This is a genomic window from Actinomycetospora chiangmaiensis DSM 45062 (assembly GCF_000379625.1).
Lineage (GTDB): Bacteria > Actinomycetota > Actinomycetes > Mycobacteriales > Pseudonocardiaceae > Actinomycetospora > Actinomycetospora chiangmaiensis.
In genome coordinates this window covers 386525-408528 of sequence record NZ_KB903217.1, presented here as the reverse complement: position 1 = coordinate 408528, position 22004 = coordinate 386525, and the positions used below count along the sequence as shown (strand labels likewise).

Below are 22004 nucleotides of genomic sequence, written 5' to 3'. Positions count from 1 at the left end.
CGATCGGGCGAAAGACGTGGTGCAGGCCACCTAGGGAAGGAGCCGCCGGTCCAGGTAGCACCAGCGCCACGACTCGCCCGGCTCGAAGGACTCCATCACCGGGTGCCCGGTGTCGGTGAAGTGCGACGACGCGTGCCGGTGCGGGCTGGAGTCGCAGCAGCCGACGTGCCCGCAGGTCAGGCACATGCGCAGGTGCGCCCAGACCTCGTAGCCCGCCTCGCGGCAGTCCGGGCAGATCAGGCCGGGCGCTCCGCGTTCGGCCGGCGGCACCGGTGCGTCGACGTCCTTCGATGCGATCAGGTGTTCACACGCGCCCACCCGACCAGGTTACGTGAGCGGTCACACCACCGACGAGCGTCGCGTGATGGTCTCGTCGCGGCCGGGGCCCACCCCGATCGCCGACACGGGCGCGAGCGAGAGCTCCTCGATCCGCTCGACGTAGTCCCGCGCCGCCTGCGGGAGGTCGGCGAAGTCGCGGCAGGCCGAGATGTCCTCGAACCAGCCGGGCATCCGCTCGTAGACCGGCGTCGCGTGGTGCAGGTCGGACTGCGTCATCGGCATGTCGTCGACGCGCTTGCCGTCGATCTCGTACCCGACGCAGATCGGGACCTCGGGCAGGCTCGAGAGCACGTCCAGCTTCGTCAGGAAGATGTCGGTGAGGCCGTTGACCCGGGTCGCGTACCGGGCGATGACGGCGTCGAACCACCCGCACCGGCGCGAGCGCCCCGTCGTCACGCCGAACTCGCCGCCCTGCTTGCGCAGGTACTCGCCGTCGGCGTCGAAGAGCTCGGTCGGGAACGGGCCCGACCCGACACGCGTGGTGTAGGCCTTCAGGATCCCGATGACGCGGTCGATGCGCGTCGGCCCGATGCCCGAGCCGGCCGACGCGCCGCCCGCCGTCGGGTTCGACGAGGTCACGTAGGGATAGGTGCCGTGGTCGACGTCGAGCAGGGTGCCCTGCGAGCCCTCCAGCAGCACCGTCTCGCCGCGCTCGAGCGCCTGGTTGAGCGCGAGCCGCGTGTCGGCGATCCGGTGCGCGAAGCCCTCGGACCAGGCGAGCACCTGGTCGGCGACCTCGTCGGCGTCGAGCGCGCGCCGGTTGTAGACCTTCACCAGCACCTGGTTCTTCAGGTCCAGCGCCGCCTCGACCTTCTGGCGGAGGATCTTCTCGTCCAGCAGGTCCTGGACGCGCACCCCGACGCGGGCGACCTTGTCCTGGTAGGCAGGGCCGATGCCGCGCCCCGTCGTCCCGATCTTGGACTTGCCGAGGAAGCGCTCGGTGACTTTGTCCATCGCGACGTGGTACGGCATGATCAGGTGCGCATCCGCGCTGATCAGCAGCTTCGTGGTGTCGACGCCGGTGGCCTCGAGGCCCGCGAGCTCCTCGAGCAGCACGGCCGGGTCCACCACCACGCCGTTGCCGATGACGTTGGTGACGCCCGGGGTGAGGATCCCGCTCGGGATCAGGTGCAGCGCGAACTTCTGCCCGTCGGGGAGCACCACGGTGTGGCCGGCGTTGTTGCCGCCCTGGTAGCGGACGACCCAGTCGACCTCGCCGCCGAGGATGTCCGTCGCCTTGCCCTTGCCCTCGTCACCCCACTGGGCGCCGATGAGGACGATCGCGGGCATGTGAGACTCCCTCGGGTCGCGTGCTGAACTCCCGCACGAGTCCGCCCCGTGCACCCGAAGGGTAGTCGTCGTTGTCCACTCGTCACGCACCCCCGGCGGGGACGGTCGTGCTGACCTGCGGCGACGCCGACTGGGGCGCCCTCGTCCCGCTCTTCCCGACGACGGGTGTGGTCGCCTGCGGCGCGGTGCCCACGCGGGCCGAGGTGGACCCGCTGCTCGACGACGCGACCCGGCTCGTCGTCGCCGGCTCCGACGCCGCCCTCGCCGCGGTGGCCGTGCGGCTGCTGCGCCGGGAGCGACTGGACCTGGCCGTGGGGTTCGTGCCGGGCGCGTCGTCGTCGGAGGCCGCGGCCGTGTGGGGCCTGCCGACGGAGCCGGGCGCGGCGCTCGACCTCGCCTACGGCGGGACGGCGGCGCCCGCCCCGCTGATCCGCGACGACCGGGGCGGCGTGATCGCGGGCGTGCACCGGGTGGGGCCGTTCACCGGGGTCTCGTTCTGCGACGAGCACGAGCTCGTGCGCGGGGAGGCCGCCGGGCTCGCCGCGCGTCCCGACCCGGCCGCCGACACCCGCACCGGACTCGGGCCGGGCGGCGGGGGCGTGGCCGTCACGCTGCTCGAGCGGCGCCGGTTCCGGCGTGCACGCGAGCACACGACGTTCGGCCGCGCGGCCACCGTGGGCATCCGGCCGGGCTCCGTCGCGGCCGCGAGCCGGGACGGCGTGGAGGACCCGAAGCCGCTGGAACGACGCTCCTGGTACCGGCACACCGAGGACTGGCACCTCGTCCGCCCGTGACTTCGGTGAACGGCTGGGAAACGTGCGCCGTCCTCGGTGGAGGGCGGACGTGAGCGCTGCCACACCTGCCGTAGCGGTCCGTACGACGTTCGGACCGACCTGGAAACGATGAGGTTCAGGGCCGCGACGACGGGGGTAGCTCCAGTTCATGCTGGTCGCGGTCCTCATCCCCATCCTGCTGCTGATCGCGGCCGTTCTCCTCGAACGCTTCGAGTCCCGGATGCTCGACGTCCCGACGCGTCGCCGCGCCGTCCGCCCGCCGCTGCGGCTCGAGGCCCCGGTGGCAGCACCCGTCGCTCAGCGTCACCTGCAGGCGGTGCCGGAACCGCTGGTCGTCGACGTGGTCCCGGCCGTGGTCACCGACCGTCCGCTGCCGAAGGCGTCCTGACGTCCGGCGTGGCCCGTTCCTGACGTCTGACGTCAGGACGGCGCCACCCGCACACGTGCACGGCGGTCACGCCCGGAATCGCGTCGACTCACCGACGACGAACCGCAGCCGTGGTCGAGCGCTGAAAATCGCGTCGATACGGCTCGGCGCGGTGCTCCGCCCGGAACGAACGGTCCCTTCGTGGCGTCTCGCTGCACGAACGACCCGCTCGTTCCGTCAGGGCAGGCTCAGGCCACACCCAGCGCAGGCGCCGCCGCGGGGTCGCAGTCGTCGAGCAGGTCCCGGCAGCGGGTCGCCTCGTCGAGCTCGCCGATCGTGGCCGACGCCTTGGCCAGCACGGCGACGGCCCGCAGGAAGCCGCGGTTCGGGACGTGCTCCCACGGCACCGGCCCGAAGCCGGCCCAGCCGTTGCGGCGCAACTGGTCGAGGCCGCGGTGGTAGCCGGTGCGGGCGTAGGCGTACGCCGCGATCGTCTCGCCGGCGTCGAGGGCCTGCTCGGCCAGCGTCGCCCAGGCGGCGCTCGACGTCGGGTGGTCCGCCGCCACCGCGGCCGGGGACTCCCCGGCGTCGAGCCGGTCGGTGGCCGCGGGGTCGGCGGGCAGGAGGGTCGGCCGCGGACCGAGCAGGTTGTGGCCGTGCCCGGCGGAGGGACCGGTCGGGATCGTCATGACCCCGATTCTCCCCGGTCCCGCCCGGCCGGTCCCGACCCGGCGTCAGGAAGCGGCGTTCCTGCCACTGGATGACAGCGACGACGCTTCCCTGGCACGGAGGGGAGAGCTACTTCGAGAGCGACTGGCCGGTCGAGCGCAGGTTCTCGCACGCCACGACGACGCGCTCGGCCATGCCCTTCTCGGCCGCCTTGCCCCAGGAGCGCGGGTCGTAGACCTTCTTGTCGCCGACCTCGCCGTCGACCTTCAGCACGCCGTCGTAGTTGGTGAACATGTGCGCGGCGACGGGGCGGGTGAAGGCGTACTGGGTGTCGGTGTCGACGTTCATCTTCACGACGCCGTAGTCGAGCGCCTCGTGGATCTCCTCGAGCAGCGAGCCCGAGCCGCCGTGGAAGACGAGGTCGAACGGCTTGGAGTCCTCGGGGAGGCCCAGCTTGCGCGCGGCAACCTCCTGGCCCTCCTTGAGCACCGAGGGGCGGAGCTTGACGTTGCCCGGCTTGTAGACGCCGTGGACGTTGCCGAAGGTGGCCGCGAGCAGGTAGCGGCCCTTCTCGCCGGCGCCGAGGGCGTCGACGGTGTGCTCGTAGTCGCCGGCGGCGGTGTAGAGCTTGTCGTTGATGTCGTTGGCTACGCCGTCCTCCTCGCCGCCGACCACGCCGATCTCGATCTCCAGGATGATGTGGGCCTTCGCGGCCTTCTCCAGGAGCTCCTGGGCGATCTCGAGGTTCTCGTGCAGCTCGACCGCGGAGCCGTCCCACATGTGCGACTGGAACAGCGGGTTCTGCCCGGCGTCCACCCGCTCCTGCGAGATCGCGATCAGCGGGCGCACGAAGCCGTCCAGCTTGTCCTTCGGGCAGTGGTCGGTGTGCAGCGCGACGTTGATCGAGTACTTCTCCGCGACGACGTGCGCGAACTCGGCCAGCGCGGTCGCGCCGGTCACCATGTCCTTCACGGCCTGGCCGGAGCCGAACTCGGAGCCACCGGTGGAGAACTGGATGATGCCGTCGCTCTCGGCGTCGGCGAACCCGCGCAGCGCGGCGTTGATCGTCTCCGACGAGGTGCAGTTGATGGCCGGGTAGGCGAAGCGGTTCGCCTTCGCCCGGTCGAGCATCTCGTTGTAGACCTCGGGGGTCGCGATCGGCATGAGGTGGCTCCCTGCTCGTGTATGGCTGCGCTGCCGTCCCCGGCGGCCGCAGTATGCCCGTGCCCGACGGATGCCCGCTGCCCTCCGCGGTGGTCGGAGGACGTGACCGATCTCCCCCGTTCGGCGGTGCCTCCGGACAAGCGGACGTGTTCTCCCGTTTCACCACCCGCCACGCGGAAAAGGTGTCGGTGGCCTGGTCTATCGTCGGGGACGTGGTCGAGCCGGTCGAGAGCGCGATCGAACGCACGCTGGGCAGCCTGCGCGCGCTCGACGCGATGACCGGTGCGGAGGCCTCGGTCGTACACCCGGCCGCCCCGCCGGCCCGCGGTACCAACGGCGGGCCGCCCCGCTACGCGCCCGGCCGCCCCCCGGCGTACCCGACCAACGGCCGTCCGGGCCCCACCGCACCGCCCCCGCCGCCCGGGGCGCTGCCCACGCCGGCGCCGCCGCCGCAGCCCTCACCCGACGGTCCGCGCACCCTCGAGGACCTCTACCGCGAGCACCGCATGCGGTTCGTGCGCCTCGCGATCCTGCTCGTGGACGACCCGGCGACCGCGGAGGACGTGGTGCAGGAGGCGTTCACGGGGCTGCACCGCCACTGGTCGCGCCTGCGGGACGAGAACGCGGCCCTCGGCTACCTGCGCACCGCGGTGGTCAACGGGTCCCGCTCGGTGCTGCGACGTCGGCGGACCGCCCGGGAGTACACCCCGCCGCACACCGCCGACGCCCGCTCGGCCGAGTCGCTCGCCATGCTCTCGGCGGAGCACCAGGCCGTGGTCTCCGCCCTCTCCCAGCTCCCGCGCCGACAGCGCGAGGTCCTCGTGCTGCGCTACTACGGCGGGCTGTCCGAGGCCGAGATCGCCGAGGCCACCGGCATCAGCCGCGGCACCGTGAAGTCGACCGCCAGCCGCGGCCTCGACGCGATCTCGAAGATCGTGGGCGGCACCCCGTAGGAGCAGTGGGCCACCCGCCATCCGTCGCACCGCGACGCCCGGCCGGCGGGACCGCGCCGCACCGACCCCTGGGGTAGCCGACCCCGCCGTGGTTACGATCGCCGGCGATGGATGACGAGCGGCTGCTGTCCGAGGCACTCCGGGCCCAGGCCGCGGGTGGCGTGTCCACCCCGCGTCCGGTCCCCCCGCGCCCGGAGCCGCCGACCGCCGCGTCCCCCGAGGCCCCCACGGGCCGGTCGCGGCGGTTCCGGCCGTTGGGCCGGCGCCGCACCGAGACGGCTCCGACGCCGCCGGCCCCCGCGAGCGGGTCCACGATCCGCGCCGACGTCCCCGCCCCGCGCTCGGGCGGCGCCGCCGCCCCGCCCGGAGCCCGGCCGGCGCCCGCGCGGCCGCCGTACGGCGCGCCGCCGCTCGGCCCGTCGTCGGGACCCCTCCCCGCCTACCGTCCGTACACCGCGGGTCGCCCGGTCCCCCCGCGGACGGTCGCTCCCACGGAGGGCCCCGGGACCTGGTCGGTGAGCACGATCGCCTGGTGGGGCGTGGTGTCCCTGCTGGCCGGCGGCACCGTCGGGGCGGCGATCGGCGTGCTCTCGCTGCTGCTCCCGGCCTGACGCGCCGGAGTCACCCCGGAGCCCGCCCGTGACACCTGCGGGCGCATCTGCGGAGGCACACATCGAACTCCAACGTGCGGCCAGTAGCGTGACGAGGCGTGATGCTCGCCGACGCGACCACGGTCGTCGCCCTGGGCCCGCAGTGGCTGGACCCGCAGTACATCATCCAGAGCCTGGGGCCCTGGGCCCTGCTGGGCGTGGCCCTGATCCTCTTCGCGGAGTGCGGGCTGCTGATCGGGTTCTTCCTCCCGGGTGACTCCTTGCTGTTCATCACCGGGCTCGCCGCCACCACCGGGCTGATCCAGACCCCGCTGTGGCTGGCCTGCGTGGTCCTCGTGGTCGCCGCCTTCGCCGGCAACGTCGCCGGCTACGGCATCGGCTACAAGGCCGGCCCGGCGATCTTCGACAAGCCGAACTCCCGGTTGTTCAAGCGCGAGAACGTCGAGCGCACGCAGAAGTTCTTCGACAAGTACGGCAACCGGGCCATCGTGCTGGGCCGCTTCGTCCCGATCGTGCGGACGTTCATCACGGTCATGGCCGGGGTGGGGCGCATGGAGGCCAAGCGGTTCTTCCTCTTCTCCGCGATCGGCGCCGTCCTCTGGGGCGCGGGTGTGACCCTGCTCGGTGCCGTGCTGGGTCAGTTCGACGTCGTGAAGAACAACATCGAGCTGATGCTCATCCTCGTCGTGGTGATCTCGCTGGTGCCGATCGCGATCGAGGCGATCCAGGCCCGCCGGGAGAAGAAGCTCGGCGCCTCGGACCTCGCCGAGGAGACGCTCGACGGCGCGAACGCCGACGCCCCGACCCAGCAGATCCGCCGCCGCCCCGAGCGCTGAGGTCAGACCGCGGCGTACGTCCGGATCCAGGCGTGCATCGCGATGCCCGCGGCGACACCCGCGTTGATCGAGCGGGTGGAACCGAACTGGGCGATCGACACCACGAGATCGGCGCCCGCGGTCGCCTCGGGCGTCAGGCCGGATCCCTCCTGGCCGAACAGCAGCACGCACGCCCGCGGCAGCACCGTCGTCTCGAGCGGCCGGGCCCCCGGCCGGTTGTCCACGGCGACGACGACGAGGCCGGCCTCCCGGGCCCATGCCACGAGGTCGGTGACCGTGGGGTGGTGGGCGACGTGCTGGTACCGGTCGGTGACCATCGCTCCGCGCCGGTTCCACCGCCGCCGCCCCACCACGTGCACCCCGGCGGCGAGGAACGCGTTCGCGGTGCGGACGATCGTGCCGATGTTCGCGTCGTGGTTCAGGTTCTCGATGGCGACGTGGAACGGGTGCCGCCGCGTGTCGAGGTCGGCGACGATCGCCTCCCGGCGCCAGTAGCGGTACCGATCGACGACGTTGCGCCGGTCGCCCCCCGCGAGCAGCTCCGGGTCGTAGCGCGGGTCGTCCGGCCACGCCCCGGCCCACGGCCCGACGCCCACCTCGGGGGCGCCCGTCGTCCACTCGGTCGGGCCCGGCCCGTCGTCGGGGAGCCCGGTCACCCCAGGCCCAGGTCGGCGAGCCCGAGCAGCGCGCGGTAGGGCACGCCCCGCTCCCGGATGACCTCGGCGGCCCCCGTCGAGCGGTCCACGATCGTCGCAACGCCCACCACCTCGGCGCCGGCCACCCGCAGCGCGTCGAGAGCGGTCACCGGGCTGCCGCCGGTGGTCGAGGTGTCCTCGACGACGAGCACCCGCCGACCCGCGACGTCGGGGCCCTCCACCCGGCGCTGCATGCCGTGGCCCTTGGCCTCCTTGCGCACCACGAACGCGTCGATCGGCCGCCCGTCGGCGTGCATGATCGCCGCGCCCACCGGGTCGGCGCCCATGGTGAGCCCGCCCGCGGCGTCATAGGACCAGTCGGCGGTCATCTCCCGCAGCAGCCGCCCGATCAGCGGCGCCGCCTCGTGGTGGAGGCTGATCCGCCGCATGTCGACGTAGTAGTCCGCCTCGCGCCCGGAGGACAGGGTCACGCGGCCGTGCACCACGGCGAGCTCGCGGGCGAGGGCGGCCAGCCGGTCACGCGCCGGACCGTCCACGTCGGGCCCGCCGCCGACGGCGGCGACGGCGCGCTCCGCGGGAGCTCCGGGCAGGGGGGCGTGGGAGGAGGCCATGCCCCCATTGTGACGACGGCGCGGGTCAGCCCCGGACGCCCGCCCGCGGGTCGACCGTGGCGCGCAGCCACCGGTGCCGACGGCTCGACGGGTCGGTCGACGCCGCCGCCATGAGGCGTTGCCGCGTGGTGGTGAGCGGTTCCCGCAGCAGGCCGACGGCCACGTCCCGGCGTCGGATGACGTCGCGGTGCCGGGCACGCAGCTCGCGGAGGAACTGGTGCTGCAGGCCGATGTTGCGGCGGAACGCCGTCGAGGTCACCGAGCCGGTAGCCAGCCGGAAGGCCGAGAGCGTGCGCGGCAGCCCGTAGAACCCGCCGTGCTCCACGAGCCGGGCGGCGAGCCCGATGTCCAGGGCGTAGGCGTTGTCCGGGAACCCGCCGGCGGCGTCGTAGGCGGTGCGGCGGAACAGCATGTTGCCCGGCACCCCGAGAGGGCTGCCGCGGTGGCGCACGATCCGCCGGATCACCGTGGCGGTGTCCTGCCGGCCGACCAGGTCGCGGCTGCGCAGGGCCCGGTCGTGGGAGATGACGCGGTCGTCGTCGTCAACGAGGTCGTGGCGGCAGGAGACGAGCGGGAGGCCGGGGTCGGCGTCGAGCACCACGACCTGCTCGGCGAGAGCGGTCGGGTAGATCAGGTCGTCCGCGCTGAGCACCTTGACCAGCGGGGCGCGGGCCAGCTCCACCGCGCGGCGGAAGTTGGCGGGCGCCGGGATCGTCGCCGGGTTCCGCTCGAGACGCACCCGCGGGTCGTCGAACGAGCGGACCACCGCGGCGGAGCCGTCGGTGCAGGCGTTGTCGAGGACGACGACCTCGAAGTCGTCGAACGTCTGCGCGAGCACGCTCCCGAGCGTCCGGCCGATGTACCGCTCCTTCTGGTACAGCGGGATCACCACCGAGACCTGGGGCGTCACGAGATCTCGCGTCCGGCGATCATGCGGCCAATCGTGAACGCTGTGGGTCCGACGGTCAACAATTCGATGACAGACCGTGACCCGACGGGCGGATCGTCCGGTTCAGCCGCGTCCGGATGCACTGCGCCGCGCGAGCGCGTGCACGAGCCGTGGTGGCGCGAGCCGCGCACCGAGCACGATCGCCTTGTACAGCGGGTGCGGGACCGACACCGGACGGCCGCGGGCGAAGTCGGCCAGCGCGGTCCGCACCACGTCGTCCGCGTCCATCCACGCGAAGGACGGTCCGCTGCGTGCCTGCCCGAAGCGCTGGTGGAACTCGGTCTTCACGAACCCGGGGCACAGCGCCATCACGTGGACCCCGGTGCCGGCGAGCGCACCCGCGAGGTTCTGCGACAGCATCGTCACGTAGGCCTTGCCGGCGCCGTACACCGAGCCGCGCCCCGTTAGGAAGCCCGCGACGCTCGACACGTTGAGCACCCCGCCCCGGCCGCGCGCGATCATGCCCGGCAGCGCGGCCCGCGTCAGGCGCAGCACGGTGGTCACGTTGACCTCGTGGTTCGCGGCCAGCACGTCGAGGTCGGTCTCGACGAACTCGCCCGCGGTGCCGTAACCGGCGTTGTTCACGAGGAGGTCGACCGGGCGGTCGGCGTCGGTCAGGCGGTCCTCGACCGGTCGGCGGGCCTCGGGGTCCGCGAGGTCGGCGACCAGGACCTCGGCGTTCCCGAGGCGGTCGGCGAGGGCCCGCAGGCGGGCCTCGTCCCGGGCCACGAGCACCAGGTCGTAGCCGGCGGCGGCCAGCTGGACGGCGAACTCGGTGCCGAGCCCGGAACTCGCGCCGGTCACGAGCGCGGTGGGGCTCACCGGCCCCGGAACTTCCCGCTGCGCCACGTGCTGCCCTGCGAGGAACGCGGCCCGTCCGGGCGCGGCTCGTCCGGATCCGGGTCGTCGCTCTCGAGGTCGTAGGGGATGTCGGCGGGCCGGTCGCGGTGCGTCGGGCGCCCGCTCCCGTCGTCCTTCCGCCCGGCGGAGTACGGCGCCTCGTCGTCGCCGGACGCGAAGGCCTCGAACTCGTCGTCGAAGTCGTCCTCGTCGTCGCGCGCGGCCGGGCGGGCACCCGACGGGCGCCCCGTCGCCGCGGCGGGAGCCTTGCCGACGACCGTGGTCGGGGCGTCGTCCTCGCGCTCGACGGACTCGGTCCGGGACTCGTCGGCGGGGCTGCCCACGGCGGGCACCACCCGGTCCGGGTCCCGCTTCCCGACGACGGAAGTGGGTGCGTCGTCGTCGGCCGGGGCCCCGGTGCCCGATCCGTCCGTCCCGTTCTCCACGGCGTCCTTGATTGCCGCGGACACGTCGACCAGGGACTCGATGAGGCCCTCGACCCGATCGGGGTCGGCGTCGGGCTCGATCGAGGCGAGCACCCACGTGTCCTCGGCCCACACCAGCGGCACGTCCGCGCCGACACGGTCGGCGGCGTCGGTGACCTGCCGGGTCAGCAGCCGCCGGCCCTCGAGGGCGTTCGAGACGAACGCGTAGCGCCGGCCGACCTGCCCGAGGTTGTCGAGCTCGTCGTCGTCGGGCCGGGGCGACTCGGGGAGCCGCAGCTCGATGGCCACCGGCACCGCGACGGTGCCCCGCACCGCGGCGATCGTCCCGACGGTCCGGCCGTCCTGCTCCTGGTCGAAGATGCAGCCCAGCCGCCGACCGCCGGGGCCGGGCACGGCGCCGGTCGCGACGTCGTAGGCCTGGCGGGGGCCGTCGCCGCGCAGCGTGCCGTAGCGCCACGCGTGGGGCGGTGAGGAGAGCGCGTCGGTGAACTCCCAGCCCTTCGACGCCGCCCACTCCCGCCGGTCGTTGCCCCGGCGGGCGGGACGCGCACGGTCGTACCAGAGCAGCAGCGCACCGCCGGCTGCGGCGACCAGCGCCACGACGAACCAGATCCAGGCAGGCACCCACCGAGCGTAGGCCCGCACCCCGGTCCGGTGGAGCAGGACACTCGGAGTGACCACGCCTTTCTGATCGAGCACTACGCTCGGGTCGGTGCAGGCCACCCTCGTCGCCCGCGACGTCTCCGCCGTCCACGGAGCGCGCACCGTCTTCTCCGGCGCCGACCTCACCGTCGGGGCGGGGGACGTCGTCGGGCTGGTGGGCGCCAACGGGGCCGGCAAGTCGACGTTCCTGCGCATCCTCGCGGGGCTCGAGAAGCCCGACACCGGCACCGTCGAGCTCGCCCCGCCCACCGCCTCCGTCGGGCACCTCCCGCAGGAACCGGCCCGCCGGCCGGGCGAGACGATCGAGGGCTTCCTGGCGCGCCGCACCGGGGTCGCGGACGCGCAGGCCGAACTCGACGCGGCCACCGTCCTGCTCGAGAACGGCGACGACGGCGAGCGCTACTCCACGGCCCTCGAGCGCTGGCTCGACCTCGGGGGCGCCGACCTGCCCGACCGCATCCCCGAGGTGGCTGCCGACCTGGGCCTGGGTCTCCCCCTCGACGCGGCGATGACGGCGCTCTCCGGTGGCCAGGCCGCCCGCGTCAACCTCGCCGCCCTGCTCCTCGCGCGCTTCGACGTCTTCCTGCTCGACGAGCCCACCAACGACCTCGACCTCGCCGGCCTGGACCGCCTCGAGCGCTTCGTCCGCGAGCTGCGCGCGCCGACCGTCGTCGTCAGCCACGACCGCGAGTTCCTCGCCCGCACCGTCACCGGCGTCCTGGAGCTCGACCTCGCACAGCAGCAGGTCGCCTTCTACGGCGGCGGCTACGAGGCCTACCTCGCCGAGCGTGCCGTCGCCCGACGTCATGCCCGGGAGAGCTACGAGGAGTACGCGGACAAGCGGTCCGCGCTCGAGGGCCGCATGCAGACGCAGCGCAACTGGCTCGAGCACGGAGTCCGCAACGCCCGCCGCAAAGGCGCCGGGAAGTCCGACAACGACAAGAACGCCCGCAAGGTCCGCGCCGAGTCGACCGAGAAGCAGGCCTCGAAGGTCGCGCAGTCGCAGCGCCGGATCGAGCGCCTCGAGGTCGTCGAGGAGCCCCGCAAGGAGTGGGAGCTGCGGATGACGATCGCCACCGCGCCCCGCTCCGGCACCGTCGTCGCGACCCTGCACGACGCGCTGGTGCGCCGCGGGGAGACGCAGCGCAGCGGAGCTCGACCCGACCGACCGGCCTTCACCCTCGGCCCCGTCTCGCTGCAGCTCGACTACGCCGACCGCGTCGCCGTCACCGGCGCCAACGGCGCGGGCAAGACCACGCTGCTCGGCCTGCTGCTCGGTCGGATCCTTCCCGACGACGGGTCGGCGGAGCTCGGCTCCGGGGTGGTGGTCGGGGAGGTGGACCAGGCCCGCGGCCTGTTCGCCGGGGAGCGGACGCTGCTGGACGCGTTCTCGCGGGAGCCGGAGGTCGACCGGTGGCCCACCGCGGAGGTCCGCACCCTGCTCGCCAAGTTCGGCCTCGGGGCGGAGCACGTGCACCGACCCGCCGACTCGCTGTCGCCGGGCGAACGCACCCGGGCCGCCCTGGCGCTGCTGCAGGCGCGGGGGGTGAACCTCCTCGTCCTCGACGAGCCGACCAACCATCTCGACCTGCCCGCGATCGAGCAGCTCGAGTCGGCGCTCGAGTCGTTCACCGGCACGGTCCTGCTGGTCACCCACGACCGTCGGATGCTCGACACCGTCCGCACCACCCGTCGCTGGCACGTCGAGGACGGTCGGGTCCGCGAGGTGGTCTGACGCGCGGACGGCCGGTCACCGCGCCCGGAACGAGCGATGGGCCCCTCCGGTCGGGTGGACCGACCGAAGGGGCCCTTCGCTCGAGAACGGACAGGACTCAGGCGCGCGACACCGTCAACGCGCCGGCGCCGTGGTCGGCGTCCTTGTCGAGGTCGACGCGGACGGTGTCGCCCTCGCGGACCTCACCGCCGAGCAGTTCCCGGGCGAGCTGGTCGCCGATCGAGGACTGCACCAGCCGGCGCAGCGGCCGCGCCCCGTACAGCGGGTCGAAGCCCTGCAGCGCCAGCCACTCCTTCGCCGCGTCGGACACGGTGAGCGAGAGCCGGCGTCCGGAGAGGCGGGAGGCGAGCCGGTCGATCTGGATGTCGACGATCGAGGTGAGCTCCTCGGTCGACAGCGCGTGGAACACCACGACGTCGTCGAGCCGGTTGAGGAACTCCGGCTTGAACGACCGCTTGACGACGTCCATGACCCGGTCCCGCCGCCCGGCGTCGTCGAGCGAGGTGTCCATCAGCGCGGCCGACCCGAGGTTCGAGGTCAGCACGAGGATCGTGTTGCGGAAGTCCACGGTGCGGCCCTGGCCGTCCGTGAGGCGCCCGTCGTCGAGCACCTGCAGCAGCACGTCGAACACGTCGGGGTGAGCCTTCTCGACCTCGTCGAGCAGCACCACGGCGTACGGCCGGCGCCGGACGGCCTCGGTGAGCTGACCGCCCTGGTCGTAGCCGACGTAGCCGGGGGGTGCCCCGACGAGCCGGGCGACCGAGTGCTTCTCGCCGTACTCGCTCATGTCGATGCGGATCATCGCCCGCTCGTCGTCGAACAGGAACGCCGCGAGCGCCTTGGCCAGCTCGGTCTTGCCGACGCCCGTGGGGCCGAGGAAGAGGAACGAACCGGTCGGACGGTCGGGGTCGGAGATGCCGGCCCGAGTGCGGCGGACCGCGTCGGACACGGCACGGACGGCCTCGGTCTGGCCGACGACCCGCCGGCCGAGCTCGTCCTCCATCCGCAGCAGTTTCTGGGTCTCGCCCTCCAGCAGCCGGCCGGCGGGGATACCGGTCCACGCGGACACGACGTCGGCGACGTCGTCCGGGCCGACCTCCTCCTTGAGCATGACCGGGCCGGCGGCCGCAGACGCCTCGTCGGCGGCGGCGAGGTCCTTCTCGAGCGCCGGGATGCGGCCGTAGCGCAGCTCGGCGACCTTGGCGTAGTCGCCGTCGCGCTCGGCCCGGTCGGACTCCCCGCGCAGCGCCTCGAGCTGCTCCTTGAGGTCGCGCGCCGCGTTGATCGACTCCTTCTCGCCCTGCCAGCGGGCGGTGAGGGCCGACAGCTCCTCGCGCTTCTCGGCGAGCTCGGAGCGCAGCGCGCTCAGCCGCTCGGCCGACGCGGCGTCGGACTCCTTGGCCAGCGCCATCTCCTCGATCTCGAGGCGACGCACGGAGCGCTCCACCTCGTCGATCTCCACCGGCCGCGAGTCGATCTCCATGCGCAGGTGCGAGGCGGCCTCGTCGACGAGGTCGATCGCCTTGTCGGGCAGGAACCGCGCGGTGATGTACCGGTCGGACAGCGCGGCCGCGGCGACCAGCGCGGCGTCGGTGATCCGCACGCCGTGGTGCACCTCGTAGCGCTCCTTGAGCCCGCGCAGGATGCCGACCGTGTCCTCCACGGAGGGCTCCCCGACGAGGACCTGCTGGAAGCGCCGCTCCAGCGCCGGGTCCGACTCGATGTGCTTGCGGTACTCGTCGAGTGTGGTGGCGCCGACCATCCGCAGCTCACCGCGGGCGAGCATGGGCTTGATCATGTTGCCGGCGTCCATGGCCGACTCCCCGGTGGCCCCGGCGCCGACGATGGTGTGCAGCTCGTCGATGAAGGTGATGACCTGTCCGGCCGAGTCGGTGATCTCGCCGAGGACGGCCTTGAGCCGCTCCTCGAACTCGCCGCGGTACTTGGCGCCGGCGACCATCGAGCCGAGGTCGAGCGCCACGACGCGCTTGTCGCGCAGCGACTCGGGCACGTCGCCCGCGACGATGCGCTGGGCCAGGCCCTCGACGATCGCGGTCTTCCCGACGCCGGGCTCACCGATCAGCACCGGGTTGTTCTTCGTGCGGCGCGAGAGCACCTGCACGACCCGGCGGATCTCGGCGTCCCGCCCGACGACGGGGTCGAGCTTGCCCGAGCGGGCCCGCTCGGTGAGGTCCTGCCCGTACTTCTCGAGGGCCTGGAACGTGCCCTCGGGGTCGGGCGAGGTGATGCGGGCCGAGCCGCGGACCTTGCTGAACGCCTCCTGCAGCGCCTCCGGCGTCGCGCCGTGGCGGGTGAGGATCTGCGCGGTGCGCCCCCCGGCCGCCGCCAGCCCGACGAGCAGGTGCTCGGTGGAGACGTACTCGTCGCCGATGTCGGCGGCGAGCTGCTGCGCGTGGGCGAGCACCCGCGCGGAGTCACCGTCGAACTGCGGCGCCGCGACGTTCGAGCCCGTGGCGCTGGGCATCGACGCGATCAGCCGCTCGGTCTCGGCGCGCACGGCGTCGGGATCGGCCGACACGGCGCGCAGCAGCGGCAGCGTGATGCCGTCGGTCTGGTCGAGCAGGGCGACGAGCAGGTGCGCCGGCGACACCTGGGGGTGTCCGGACGCGGTGGCGGCGCGGACCGCGGCGGACACCGCCTGCTGGGTCCGCGTCGTCGGCGAGAAGTCCATCGGGGCTGGCCTTTCGGGCTGGAGGGGGTCGTGGTGACTCTCGTGGGTTCCAACCTACGCGAACTTGAGCGTATTCCACTCAAGTCTGCGCGAGGTTGTCGGGTTCCCGTCCGTCGATGTCGCCCAGGGTGACGACACGGGGACAGTGAGCCGTGTCTGCGTACGCTCTGTCATGATGCTCGGGACTCGGGTGTGGGACGGGACCATGCCGGGGGCGAGGAGGGAGTCGGCATGTCGGCGGATCCGGCCGGGCCGATCGACCCCACGGGGGCTCGCGGGGCCACCCCGGACGACGGGGCGGCTCCGGCCGCTGCGCGCCCGTCGGAGGCACCCGTCCGCCCACCCGCCCGCCTGCTGCGCCTGGTGCCGACGGCGGCGCGGCCGCCCGCCTCTGCGGTGGCCACCACCGTCATCCCGGCCGTGGCCCGGACCGCCGCCCCGGCCGCCACAGCCGCCCCCGACGACGACGCCGTCGAGGACCGCCCCGGCGACACCCCGCACGACGCTCCCGCGACGACCGCGCTCGTCGCGCCCGTCACCGTGCCACCCCCCACCGCGCCGCTGTCGGCCGCGCCGCCCCCCACCGCGCCGCTGTCGGCCGCCGAGCGGTCCCGACGAGCCGACGCCACACGAGGCGACACCACACGAGGCGACACCGCACGAGCCGACGCCACACGGGCCGACACCGCACGGACCTCGGTCCTGCCGGCCACCGACCTCACGGTCGTCCGCGCCGCCGAGGCCGTCCGCGTCGCGTGGGCCCAGGTCGTCGACTCCGAGGTCGAGGTCGCGCACTGGTTCGGCGCGCTGCTGTTCAGCCTCGCCCCGGCCCTGCGCGGGCTGTTCCCCGCGCAGGCCGACCCGGCCGCGCGCCGGCTGCTCCGCACGATGATCGCCGCCATGTCCGTCGTGGACCGACCCGCCGAGCTCGCCACGGCGGTGCCGCCGCTGGCCCGCGAGCTGCGGACGCTCGGGCTCGACGCCACGACGGACGAGCCGCTCGGCGTCGCCCTCGTCGGCGCGGTCCGACGCTTCGCCGGCCCGGAGTGGGCGCCCGACGCCGACGCGGCCTGGGTGCGCGCCTTCTCGCTGGCCACCCGGCCCGCCCGCGCGGCCGTCGCGGCCCTGCCCGGCGTCGTCGGGGCGACCGTCGTGGCGCACCGGCGGCTGAGCTGGGACCTGGCGGTCGTGGAGGTCGAGCCCGACGTCCCCGTCGCGTACCGGCCGGGGCAGTCGGTCACCGTCGAGGTGCCGCAGCGGCCGCGTCTGTGGCGTCACCTCACGCCCGCCGGGGCGCCGCGTGCCGACGGGCGCCTGGAGTTCCACGTGCGGGCGGTCGACGGCGGGTGGGTGAGCCGGTCGGTCGTGGCACACAGCCGGATCGGCGAGCGCTGGCGCATCGGACCGGCCGAGGGCGAGCTGGAGGTGGACCCGGCCGCCGAGCGCGAGCTCCTGCTCGTCGGCGGCGGCACCGGAGCCGCCGTGGCGCTGGCCCTGTGCGAGGAGCTGGTCGGCCTCGCGGCGGCCGGGGTCGACGTCCGACCCACGACCGTGGTGATCGGCGGCCGGACCCCCGAGGACCTGCACTCGCTCGACCGCTTCGCCGACCTGGCCGCCGGGGAGCCGTGGCTCGCGGTGGTCGGCGCGTGCGAGTCCGACCCGTTGGACACCGACCTGGCCCCGGGCACCGTCGTGGAGGCGGTCAGCCGCTGCGGCCCGTGGCTCGACCACGACGTGGTGGTGGCCGGGTCGCCGGACATGATCCGCGCGACCACGGCCGCCCTCCTGGTCGACGGCACGCCGCTGGACCGCATCCACTACGACCCCTTCACCGACGACGGGTCATGACTCTCCGCCCGGGTCCTCCGGGCCCTGCCGGCGCCGCCGGTGCTGCGCGGGCTGCCACACCACGACCGACTGCGTGCGCCGGACGGGGAGCAGGTCGCCCGACCGCCCGGCCTGCTCCGCCAGCGACTGCAGCCGGGACTGGCTGCGGGCGAGCTCGTCGGTGACCTCGGCGAGCCTGTCGGTGAGCTGGTCGACCTCGCGCTCGAGTTCGATGATGCGCTTGATGCCCGCGAGGTTGACGCCCTCCTCCTGGGAGAGCCGCTGCACCTCGCGGAGCAGGGCGATGTCGCGCACCGAGTAGCGGCGACCGCCACCGCTCGCGCGCCCCGGGCTGACCAGGCCGATGCGGTCGTACGAGCGGAGCGTCTGCGCGTGCATGCCCGAGAACTCGGCCGCGATCGAGATGACGAAGACGGGGGTGTCCTCGTCGGCCCACGGCGGCAGTCCGGGGATCGCCGAATCGGCGCGCGGGGCACGACGGGCACGCTCGGAACCCGTGTCCCCGCCGGTCATGACGCCGCTTCCTTGTCCGCGTGGGCCCGGTCGGCCCGCTCGGTGAGATGGGCGCGCGGATCGTGGTCGGCCGTGGCGCGGGCGTACGCGTCGAGCGCATCGCTCGCCTCGGACGACAGCCGGGCGGGGACCGCGAGCTCAAGGGTGACCAGCAGGTCGCCGGTGCGGTCCTTGCGCTTCACGCCACGCCCGCGCACGCGCAGCGTGCGTCCCGCCGAGCTGCCCGGCGGCACCTTCAGTGAGATGCGGCCGTCGAGCGTCGGCACCGTGACCGTGGCCCCGCGGACCAGCTCGGGGTAGGTGACGGGCAGTGCCAGCGTGAGGTCGTCCGGGTTCTTGGCCGACCGGCCGAACACGGCGTCGGTGCTGACGTGGACGATGACGTAGAGGTCGCCGGACGGTCCTCCCGCCGGGCCGGGCTGGCCCTTGCCGGCGAGCCGGATCCGCTGGCCGTCCTCGACGCCCGCGGGCACCCGGATGGTGATGGTGCGCGGGCGGGAGCTGACGCCGTCGCCCCCGCACTCGGGGCACGGGTCGTCGACCAGGTGTCCGCTGCCGCGGCAGTCCGGGCAGGGCTCGCTGAACGCGAAGGCGCCCTGGCTGCGGGACACGAGCCCCGCCCCGCCGCAACGCGTGCAGGTGCGCGGCGTGGTCCCCGGCTTGGCGCCGGACCCGTCACAGGTGCCGCAGGTCATCGGCGAGGTGAGCCGGAGCGGCAGCGTCGCGCCGTTGACCGCCTCGGCGAAGTCGATACGCACCTCGGTCTCGACGTCGGCACCCCGACGCTGGCGCGGGACGCCGCCGAAACCGCCCATCCCGCCGGTGCCCATGCCGCCCGTCGGGTCGGTGGCGGTGCCGCCACCCATCCCGCCCATGCCACCGAAGATGCCGCCGAGCAGGTCACCCAGCCCGCCGGCGCCGCCGCCGCTCCGACCGCCCCCGGCGAACAGGTCCTCGAACCCGCCACCCTGGCCGCCCGCGGACCGCCCCCCGCCACCGAAGCCGCCGAAGCGACCGCCCGCGAACAGCGTGCGGGCCTCGTCGTACTCCTTGCGCTTGGCCGGGTCGGACAGCACGCCGTACGCCTCGCCCGCGGCCTTGAACCTCGCCTCGGCCTTCGTGTCGCCGGGCTTCGCGTCGGGGTGGTTCTCCCGCGCGATCTTGCGGTAGGCCTTCTTGATCTCGTCGGCCGGTGCGTCCTTCGCGACGCCGAGCTCACGGTAGAAGTCCTTCTCGAGCCAGTCGCGATTGCTCAACGGTCCATCCCTCCTCCCGTGAACCCGGCGTCGGCCGGGACGTCCCTACTCTCCTGCACCTGCGGCGGAGCCGGAACCGCCGGTCCCGCTGTCCGCCGTCACCGCGTCCGGGTCGTGGTCGGTGACCTCGACCATCGCGGGACGCAGCACCTTCTCCCCGAAGCGGTAGCCGCGGCGCATCACCGTGGTGACGGTCGGGCCGTCGACCTCGGCGGACGAGGCGCTGGCGACGGCCTCGTGCACCGACGGGTCGAACGCGTCGCCGACCTCGCCGAAGCCCGCGAGCCCGGCCCGCTGCAGCGTCTCGGAGAGCCGGTCGGCCACGACCTTGAACGCACCCGTCAGGTCGCCGTGCTGCCGAGCCCGCTCGACGTCGTCGAGCACCGTCAGCAACTCACCGGCCACCTGGGCCTTGGCGCCCGCCACGGTGGCCTCGCGGTCCCGCTCGACCCGGCGCCGGTAGTTGGCGTACTCCGCCGAGAGCCGCTTGAGATCCTCGGTGCGCTCCTCGAGGTCGGTGCGCAGCCGCGTGAGCTGCGGATCGCCCGCCGCCGTGTCGACCTCGCCCTCGGCCGAGGTGGGGGTGCCCCCCACCGCCGCGTCGGGGATGTCGACTCCGTCGGCCGGCACGACGGGGTTGCCCCCGGGCGCGTCCGAGCCGGCGCCGAACTCCTCCTGGTGGTCCTCCACCGACACGTCCTCACGGACGTCCGTCGGGTCCTGCACGATGGCCTCCTCCTGGAGTCCACCGCGCCCGGCCCCCGTGGGGCCGGGCGCGGCACCCGTCGTTGTCTGGTGGGGCTTACTTCTTGTCGTCGTCGACGATCTCGGCGTCGACGACGTCGTCGTCGGCCGCACCGCCCGCGGCACCGGCACCGGCGGCTCCGCCGGCCGCACCCGCGGCCCCGTCGGACTGCGACTGGGCGTAGATCGCCTGGCCAAGCTCCTGGGAGTCGGTGGCGAGCTTCTCCACCGCGGACTTGATGGTCTCGGTGTCGTCGCCCTCGAGCGCCTTCTTGAGGTCGTCGAGCGAGCCCTGGACCTTGTCCTTCGTCTCCGCCGGGACCTTGTCGCCGTTCTCGGAGAGGACCTTCTCGGTCTGGTGGACCAGCGACTCCGCCTGGTTGCGGGTCTCCGCGGCCTCGCGGCGCTTGCGGTCCTCGTCGGCGTGGGCCTCCGCGTCGGAGACCATGCGGTCGATCTCCTCCTTGGAGAGGGCCGAGCCGCCGGTGATCGTCATGGCCTGCGACTTGCCGGTGCCCTTGTCGACCGCCGAGACGTTGACGATGCCGTTCGCGTCGATGTCGAAGGTGACCTCGATCTGCGGCACGCCCTGCGGGGCGGGGGGCAGCCCGGTGAGCTCGAACATGCCGAGCTTCTTGTTGTAGGCCGCGATCTCGCGCTCACCCTGGAACACCTGGATCTGCACCGACGGCTGGTTGTTCTCGGCCGTGGTGAAGACCTCCGACTTCTTGGTCGGGATCGTCGTGTTCTTCTCGATGAGCTTGGTCATGACGCCGCCCTTGGTCTCGATGCCGAGGGACAGCGGCGTGACGTCGAGCAGCAGGACGTCCTTGACGTCACCGCGCAGCACGCCGGCCTGCAGCGTGGCCCCGACGGCGACGACCTCGTCCGGGTTGACGCCCTTGTTGGGGTCCTTGCCGCCGGTGAGCTCCTTGACCAGCTCGGTCACCGCGGGCATGCGCGTCGAGCCGCCGACCATGACGACGTGGCTGATCTGCCCGATCGAGATGCCGGCGTCCTTCACGACCTGGTTGAACGGCTGACGGCACCGGTCGAGCAGGTCGGAGGTGATCCGCTGGAACTCCGAGCGCGAGAGCGTCTCGTCGAGGAAGAGCGGGTTCTTGTCGGCGTCGACCGTGATGTAGGGCAGGTTGATGCTGGTCGAGGTCGAGCTGGACAGCTCGATCTTCGCCTTCTCGGCCGCCTCACGGAGCCGCTGCATCGCCATCTTGTCCTTGGACAGGTCAATGCCCTGCGAGCTCTTGAACTTGTCGACGAGCCAGCTGATGATCCGCTCGTCCCAGTCGTCGCCGCCGAGGTTGTTGTCGCCGTTGGTGGCGCGCACCTCGACCACACCGTCGCCGATGTCGAGCAGCGAGACGTCGAACGTGCCGCCACCGAGGTCGAAGACCAGGATCGTCTGCTCGTCCGAGCCCTTCTCGAGCCCGTAGGCGAGGGCGGCCGCGGTCGGCTCGTTGACGATGCGGAGCACGTTGAGGCCCGCGATCTGGCCGGCCTCCTTGGTGGCCTGGCGCTGCGCGTCCTCGAAGTAGGCGGGGACGGTGATCACCGCGTCGGTGACCTCCTCGCCGAGGTAGGACTCGGCGTCGCGCTTGAGCTTCATCAGCGTGCGGGCGCTGATCTCCTGCGCGGTGTACTTCTTGCCGTCGATCTCCGTGGTCCAGTCGGTGCCCATGTGCCGCTTGACCGACCGGATCGTGCGGTCGACGTTCGTCACGGCCTGGTTCTTGGCCGACTGTCCGACGAGGACGTCGCCGTTGCGGGCGAAGGCGACCACCGACGGGGTGGTCCGGCTGCCCTCGGAGTTGGCGATGACCGTGGGCTCGCCGCCCTCCAGGACCGCGACCACGGAGTTGGTGGTGCCGAGGTCGATGCCGACCGCTCGCGCCATGTCTATTGACTCCTTCCAGGAGCTGTTCACTCGGTCCGTGAGCCCGTCGCGCTCAAGTCTACCGATCCCCGCCGCACGCGGCGAGCCGGGGATGAGCCCGAGGCGCTCAACTTGCT

At 73.5% G+C, this 22004-nt stretch carries 21 protein-coding genes; 7 read left to right on the top strand and 14 right to left on the bottom strand.

Going from position 1 to position 22004, the window contains the following annotated elements; all coding sequences use genetic code 11:
• Positions 1-30 precede the first annotated feature (30 nt).
• On the bottom strand, positions 31-318 hold the full coding sequence (locus A3CO_RS0102000) for a UBP-type zinc finger domain-containing protein (protein WP_018330557.1): 288 nt from the start codon (positions 316-318) through the stop codon (positions 31-33).
• 21 nt (positions 319-339) lie between these two features.
• Entirely contained in the window at positions 340-1629 is a 1290-nt protein-coding gene (locus A3CO_RS0101995) for an adenylosuccinate synthase (protein WP_018330556.1), read from the bottom strand.
• 107 nt (positions 1630-1736) lie between these two features.
• Here A3CO_RS0101995 and A3CO_RS0101990 point away from each other — a divergent pair, with 107 nt between their 5' ends.
• The gene (locus A3CO_RS0101990) at positions 1737-2423 is read left to right on the top strand and encodes a hypothetical protein (RefSeq protein ID WP_018330555.1); all 687 of its coding nucleotides are present in this window, start codon (positions 1737-1739) and stop codon (positions 2421-2423) included.
• Between the two features lie 148 nt (positions 2424-2571).
• Positions 2572-2811, top strand: a complete 240-nt coding sequence (locus A3CO_RS0101985; RefSeq protein ID WP_018330554.1) for a hypothetical protein — start codon at positions 2572-2574, stop codon at positions 2809-2811.
• 227 nt (positions 2812-3038) lie between these two features.
• Here the strand turns inward: A3CO_RS0101985 and A3CO_RS0101980 are convergent, their stop codons facing one another.
• Together A3CO_RS0101980 and fbaA are read right to left on the bottom strand one after the other, a co-directional pair.
• A complete protein-coding gene (locus tag A3CO_RS0101980; protein ID WP_018330553.1) occupies positions 3039-3479 on the bottom strand; it encodes a DUF3151 domain-containing protein in 441 nt (146 codons plus the stop codon).
• 109 nt (positions 3480-3588) lie between these two features.
• Positions 3589-4623 carry a class II fructose-bisphosphate aldolase gene (fbaA, locus tag A3CO_RS0101975; RefSeq protein ID WP_018330552.1) on the bottom strand — a complete coding sequence of 345 codons (1035 nt, stop codon included), beginning with the start codon at positions 4621-4623 and terminating at the stop codon, positions 3589-3591.
• 428 nt (positions 4624-5051) lie between these two features.
• On the opposite strand from fbaA, the gene A3CO_RS29620 reads away from it, so the two are divergent.
• The 3 genes from A3CO_RS29620 (at position 5052) to A3CO_RS0101960 (ending at position 7023) form a co-directional block, all read left to right on the top strand.
• Positions 5052-5576, top strand: a complete 525-nt coding sequence (locus A3CO_RS29620) for a SigE family RNA polymerase sigma factor (protein WP_051085830.1) — start codon at positions 5052-5054, stop codon at positions 5574-5576.
• 107 nt (positions 5577-5683) lie between these two features.
• On the top strand, positions 5684-6187 hold the full coding sequence (locus A3CO_RS0101965; protein WP_026204195.1) for a hypothetical protein: 504 nt from the start codon (positions 5684-5686) through the stop codon (positions 6185-6187).
• Positions 6188-6288: 101 nt separating this feature from the next.
• On the top strand, positions 6289-7023 hold the full coding sequence (locus A3CO_RS0101960) for a DedA family protein (RefSeq protein ID WP_018330550.1): 735 nt from the start codon (positions 6289-6291) through the stop codon (positions 7021-7023).
• Positions 7024-7025: 2 nt separating this feature from the next.
• Here A3CO_RS0101960 and A3CO_RS0101955 read toward each other — a convergent pair whose 3' ends face one another.
• The 5 genes from A3CO_RS0101955 to A3CO_RS35205 all read right to left on the bottom strand — a co-directional run bounded on the left by A3CO_RS0101955 (position 7026) and on the right by A3CO_RS35205 (position 11149).
• Positions 7026-7679, bottom strand: coding sequence for a TrmH family RNA methyltransferase (locus A3CO_RS0101955; protein ID WP_018330549.1), 654 nt, complete (start codon positions 7677-7679; stop codon positions 7026-7028).
• On the bottom strand, positions 7676-8290 hold the full coding sequence (pyrE, locus tag A3CO_RS0101950) for an orotate phosphoribosyltransferase (protein WP_018330548.1): 615 nt from the start codon (positions 8288-8290) through the stop codon (positions 7676-7678). The genes A3CO_RS0101955 and pyrE overlap by 4 nt, the downstream gene beginning before the upstream one ends.
• A 25-nt stretch (positions 8291-8315) precedes the next feature.
• A complete protein-coding gene (locus A3CO_RS29615) occupies positions 8316-9200 on the bottom strand; it encodes a glycosyltransferase family 2 protein (protein ID WP_018330547.1) in 885 nt (294 codons plus the stop codon).
• 102 nt (positions 9201-9302) lie between these two features.
• The gene (locus tag A3CO_RS0101940; RefSeq protein WP_018330546.1) at positions 9303-10061 is read right to left on the bottom strand and encodes an SDR family NAD(P)-dependent oxidoreductase; all 759 of its coding nucleotides are present in this window, start codon (positions 10059-10061) and stop codon (positions 9303-9305) included.
• On the bottom strand, positions 10058-11149 hold the full coding sequence (locus A3CO_RS35205) for a type III secretion system chaperone family protein (protein ID WP_157646929.1): 1092 nt from the start codon (positions 11147-11149) through the stop codon (positions 10058-10060). The genes A3CO_RS0101940 and A3CO_RS35205 overlap by 4 nt, the downstream gene beginning before the upstream one ends.
• Before the next feature lie 88 nt (positions 11150-11237).
• Here A3CO_RS35205 and A3CO_RS0101930 point away from each other — a divergent pair, with 88 nt between their 5' ends.
• Positions 11238-12923 carry an ABC-F family ATP-binding cassette domain-containing protein gene (locus A3CO_RS0101930; protein ID WP_018330544.1) on the top strand — a complete coding sequence of 562 codons (1686 nt, stop codon included), beginning with the start codon at positions 11238-11240 and terminating at the stop codon, positions 12921-12923.
• A 97-nt stretch (positions 12924-13020) separates the two neighbouring features.
• Here A3CO_RS0101930 and clpB read toward each other — a convergent pair whose 3' ends face one another.
• A complete protein-coding gene (gene clpB / locus A3CO_RS0101925) occupies positions 13021-15615 on the bottom strand; it encodes an ATP-dependent chaperone ClpB (protein ID WP_018330543.1) in 2595 nt (864 codons plus the stop codon).
• Positions 15616-15846: 231 nt separating this feature from the next.
• Here clpB and A3CO_RS0101920 point away from each other — a divergent pair, with 231 nt between their 5' ends.
• Entirely contained in the window at positions 15847-17463 is a 1617-nt protein-coding gene (locus tag A3CO_RS0101920; protein WP_018330542.1) for an FAD-binding oxidoreductase, read from the top strand.
• Here the strand turns inward: A3CO_RS0101920 and A3CO_RS0101915 are convergent.
• From A3CO_RS0101915 to dnaK, 4 genes are all read right to left on the bottom strand, one after another.
• Positions 17458-17976 (bottom strand): heat shock protein transcriptional repressor HspR, encoded by a 519-nt coding sequence (locus tag A3CO_RS0101915; RefSeq protein WP_018330541.1) that lies wholly within the window; start codon positions 17974-17976, stop codon positions 17458-17460. The genes A3CO_RS0101920 and A3CO_RS0101915 overlap by 6 nt on opposite strands.
• Positions 17973-19232, bottom strand: coding sequence for a molecular chaperone DnaJ (locus tag A3CO_RS0101910; protein ID WP_018330540.1), 1260 nt, complete (start codon positions 19230-19232; stop codon positions 17973-17975). Before A3CO_RS0101910 ends, A3CO_RS0101915 begins: the two co-directional genes overlap by 4 nt.
• A gap of 45 nt (positions 19233-19277) precedes the next feature.
• Positions 19278-19958 (bottom strand): nucleotide exchange factor GrpE, encoded by a 681-nt coding sequence (grpE, locus tag A3CO_RS0101905; RefSeq protein ID WP_018330539.1) that lies wholly within the window; start codon positions 19956-19958, stop codon positions 19278-19280.
• 76 nt (positions 19959-20034) lie between these two features.
• The gene (dnaK, locus tag A3CO_RS0101900; protein WP_018330538.1) at positions 20035-21888 is read right to left on the bottom strand and encodes a molecular chaperone DnaK; all 1854 of its coding nucleotides are present in this window, start codon (positions 21886-21888) and stop codon (positions 20035-20037) included.
• Positions 21889-22004 lie beyond the last annotated feature (116 nt).

What these genes read in the sequence shown, in the direction of transcription:
- A3CO_RS0101995 (WP_018330556.1), bottom strand. Translation starts at nt 1,629, where the DNA reads ATGCCCGCGATCGTCCTCATCGGCGCCCAGTGGGGTGACGAGGGCAAG.
- A3CO_RS0101985 (WP_018330554.1), top strand. Translation starts at nt 2,572, where the DNA reads ATGCTGGTCGCGGTCCTCATCCCCATCCTGCTGCTGATCGCGGCCGTT.
- A3CO_RS0101980 (WP_018330553.1), bottom strand. Translation starts at nt 3,479, where the DNA reads ATGACGATCCCGACCGGTCCCTCCGCCGGGCACGGCCACAACCTGCTC.
- fbaA (WP_018330552.1), bottom strand. Translation starts at nt 4,623, where the DNA reads ATGCCGATCGCGACCCCCGAGGTCTACAACGAGATGCTCGACCGGGCG.
- A3CO_RS0101965 (WP_026204195.1), top strand. Translation starts at nt 5,684, where the DNA reads ATGGATGACGAGCGGCTGCTGTCCGAGGCACTCCGGGCCCAGGCCGCG.
- A3CO_RS0101960 (WP_018330550.1), top strand. Translation starts at nt 6,289, where the DNA reads ATGCTCGCCGACGCGACCACGGTCGTCGCCCTGGGCCCGCAGTGGCTG.
- pyrE (WP_018330548.1), bottom strand. Translation starts at nt 8,290, where the DNA reads ATGGCCTCCTCCCACGCCCCCCTGCCCGGAGCTCCCGCGGAGCGCGCC.
- clpB (WP_018330543.1), bottom strand. Translation starts at nt 15,615, where the DNA reads ATGGACTTCTCGCCGACGACGCGGACCCAGCAGGCGGTGTCCGCCGCG.
- A3CO_RS0101920 (WP_018330542.1), top strand. Translation starts at nt 15,847, where the DNA reads ATGTCGGCGGATCCGGCCGGGCCGATCGACCCCACGGGGGCTCGCGGG.
- A3CO_RS0101915 (WP_018330541.1), bottom strand. Translation starts at nt 17,976, where the DNA reads ATGACCGGCGGGGACACGGGTTCCGAGCGTGCCCGTCGTGCCCCGCGC.
- dnaK (WP_018330538.1), bottom strand. Translation starts at nt 21,888, where the DNA reads ATGGCGCGAGCGGTCGGCATCGACCTCGGCACCACCAACTCCGTGGTC.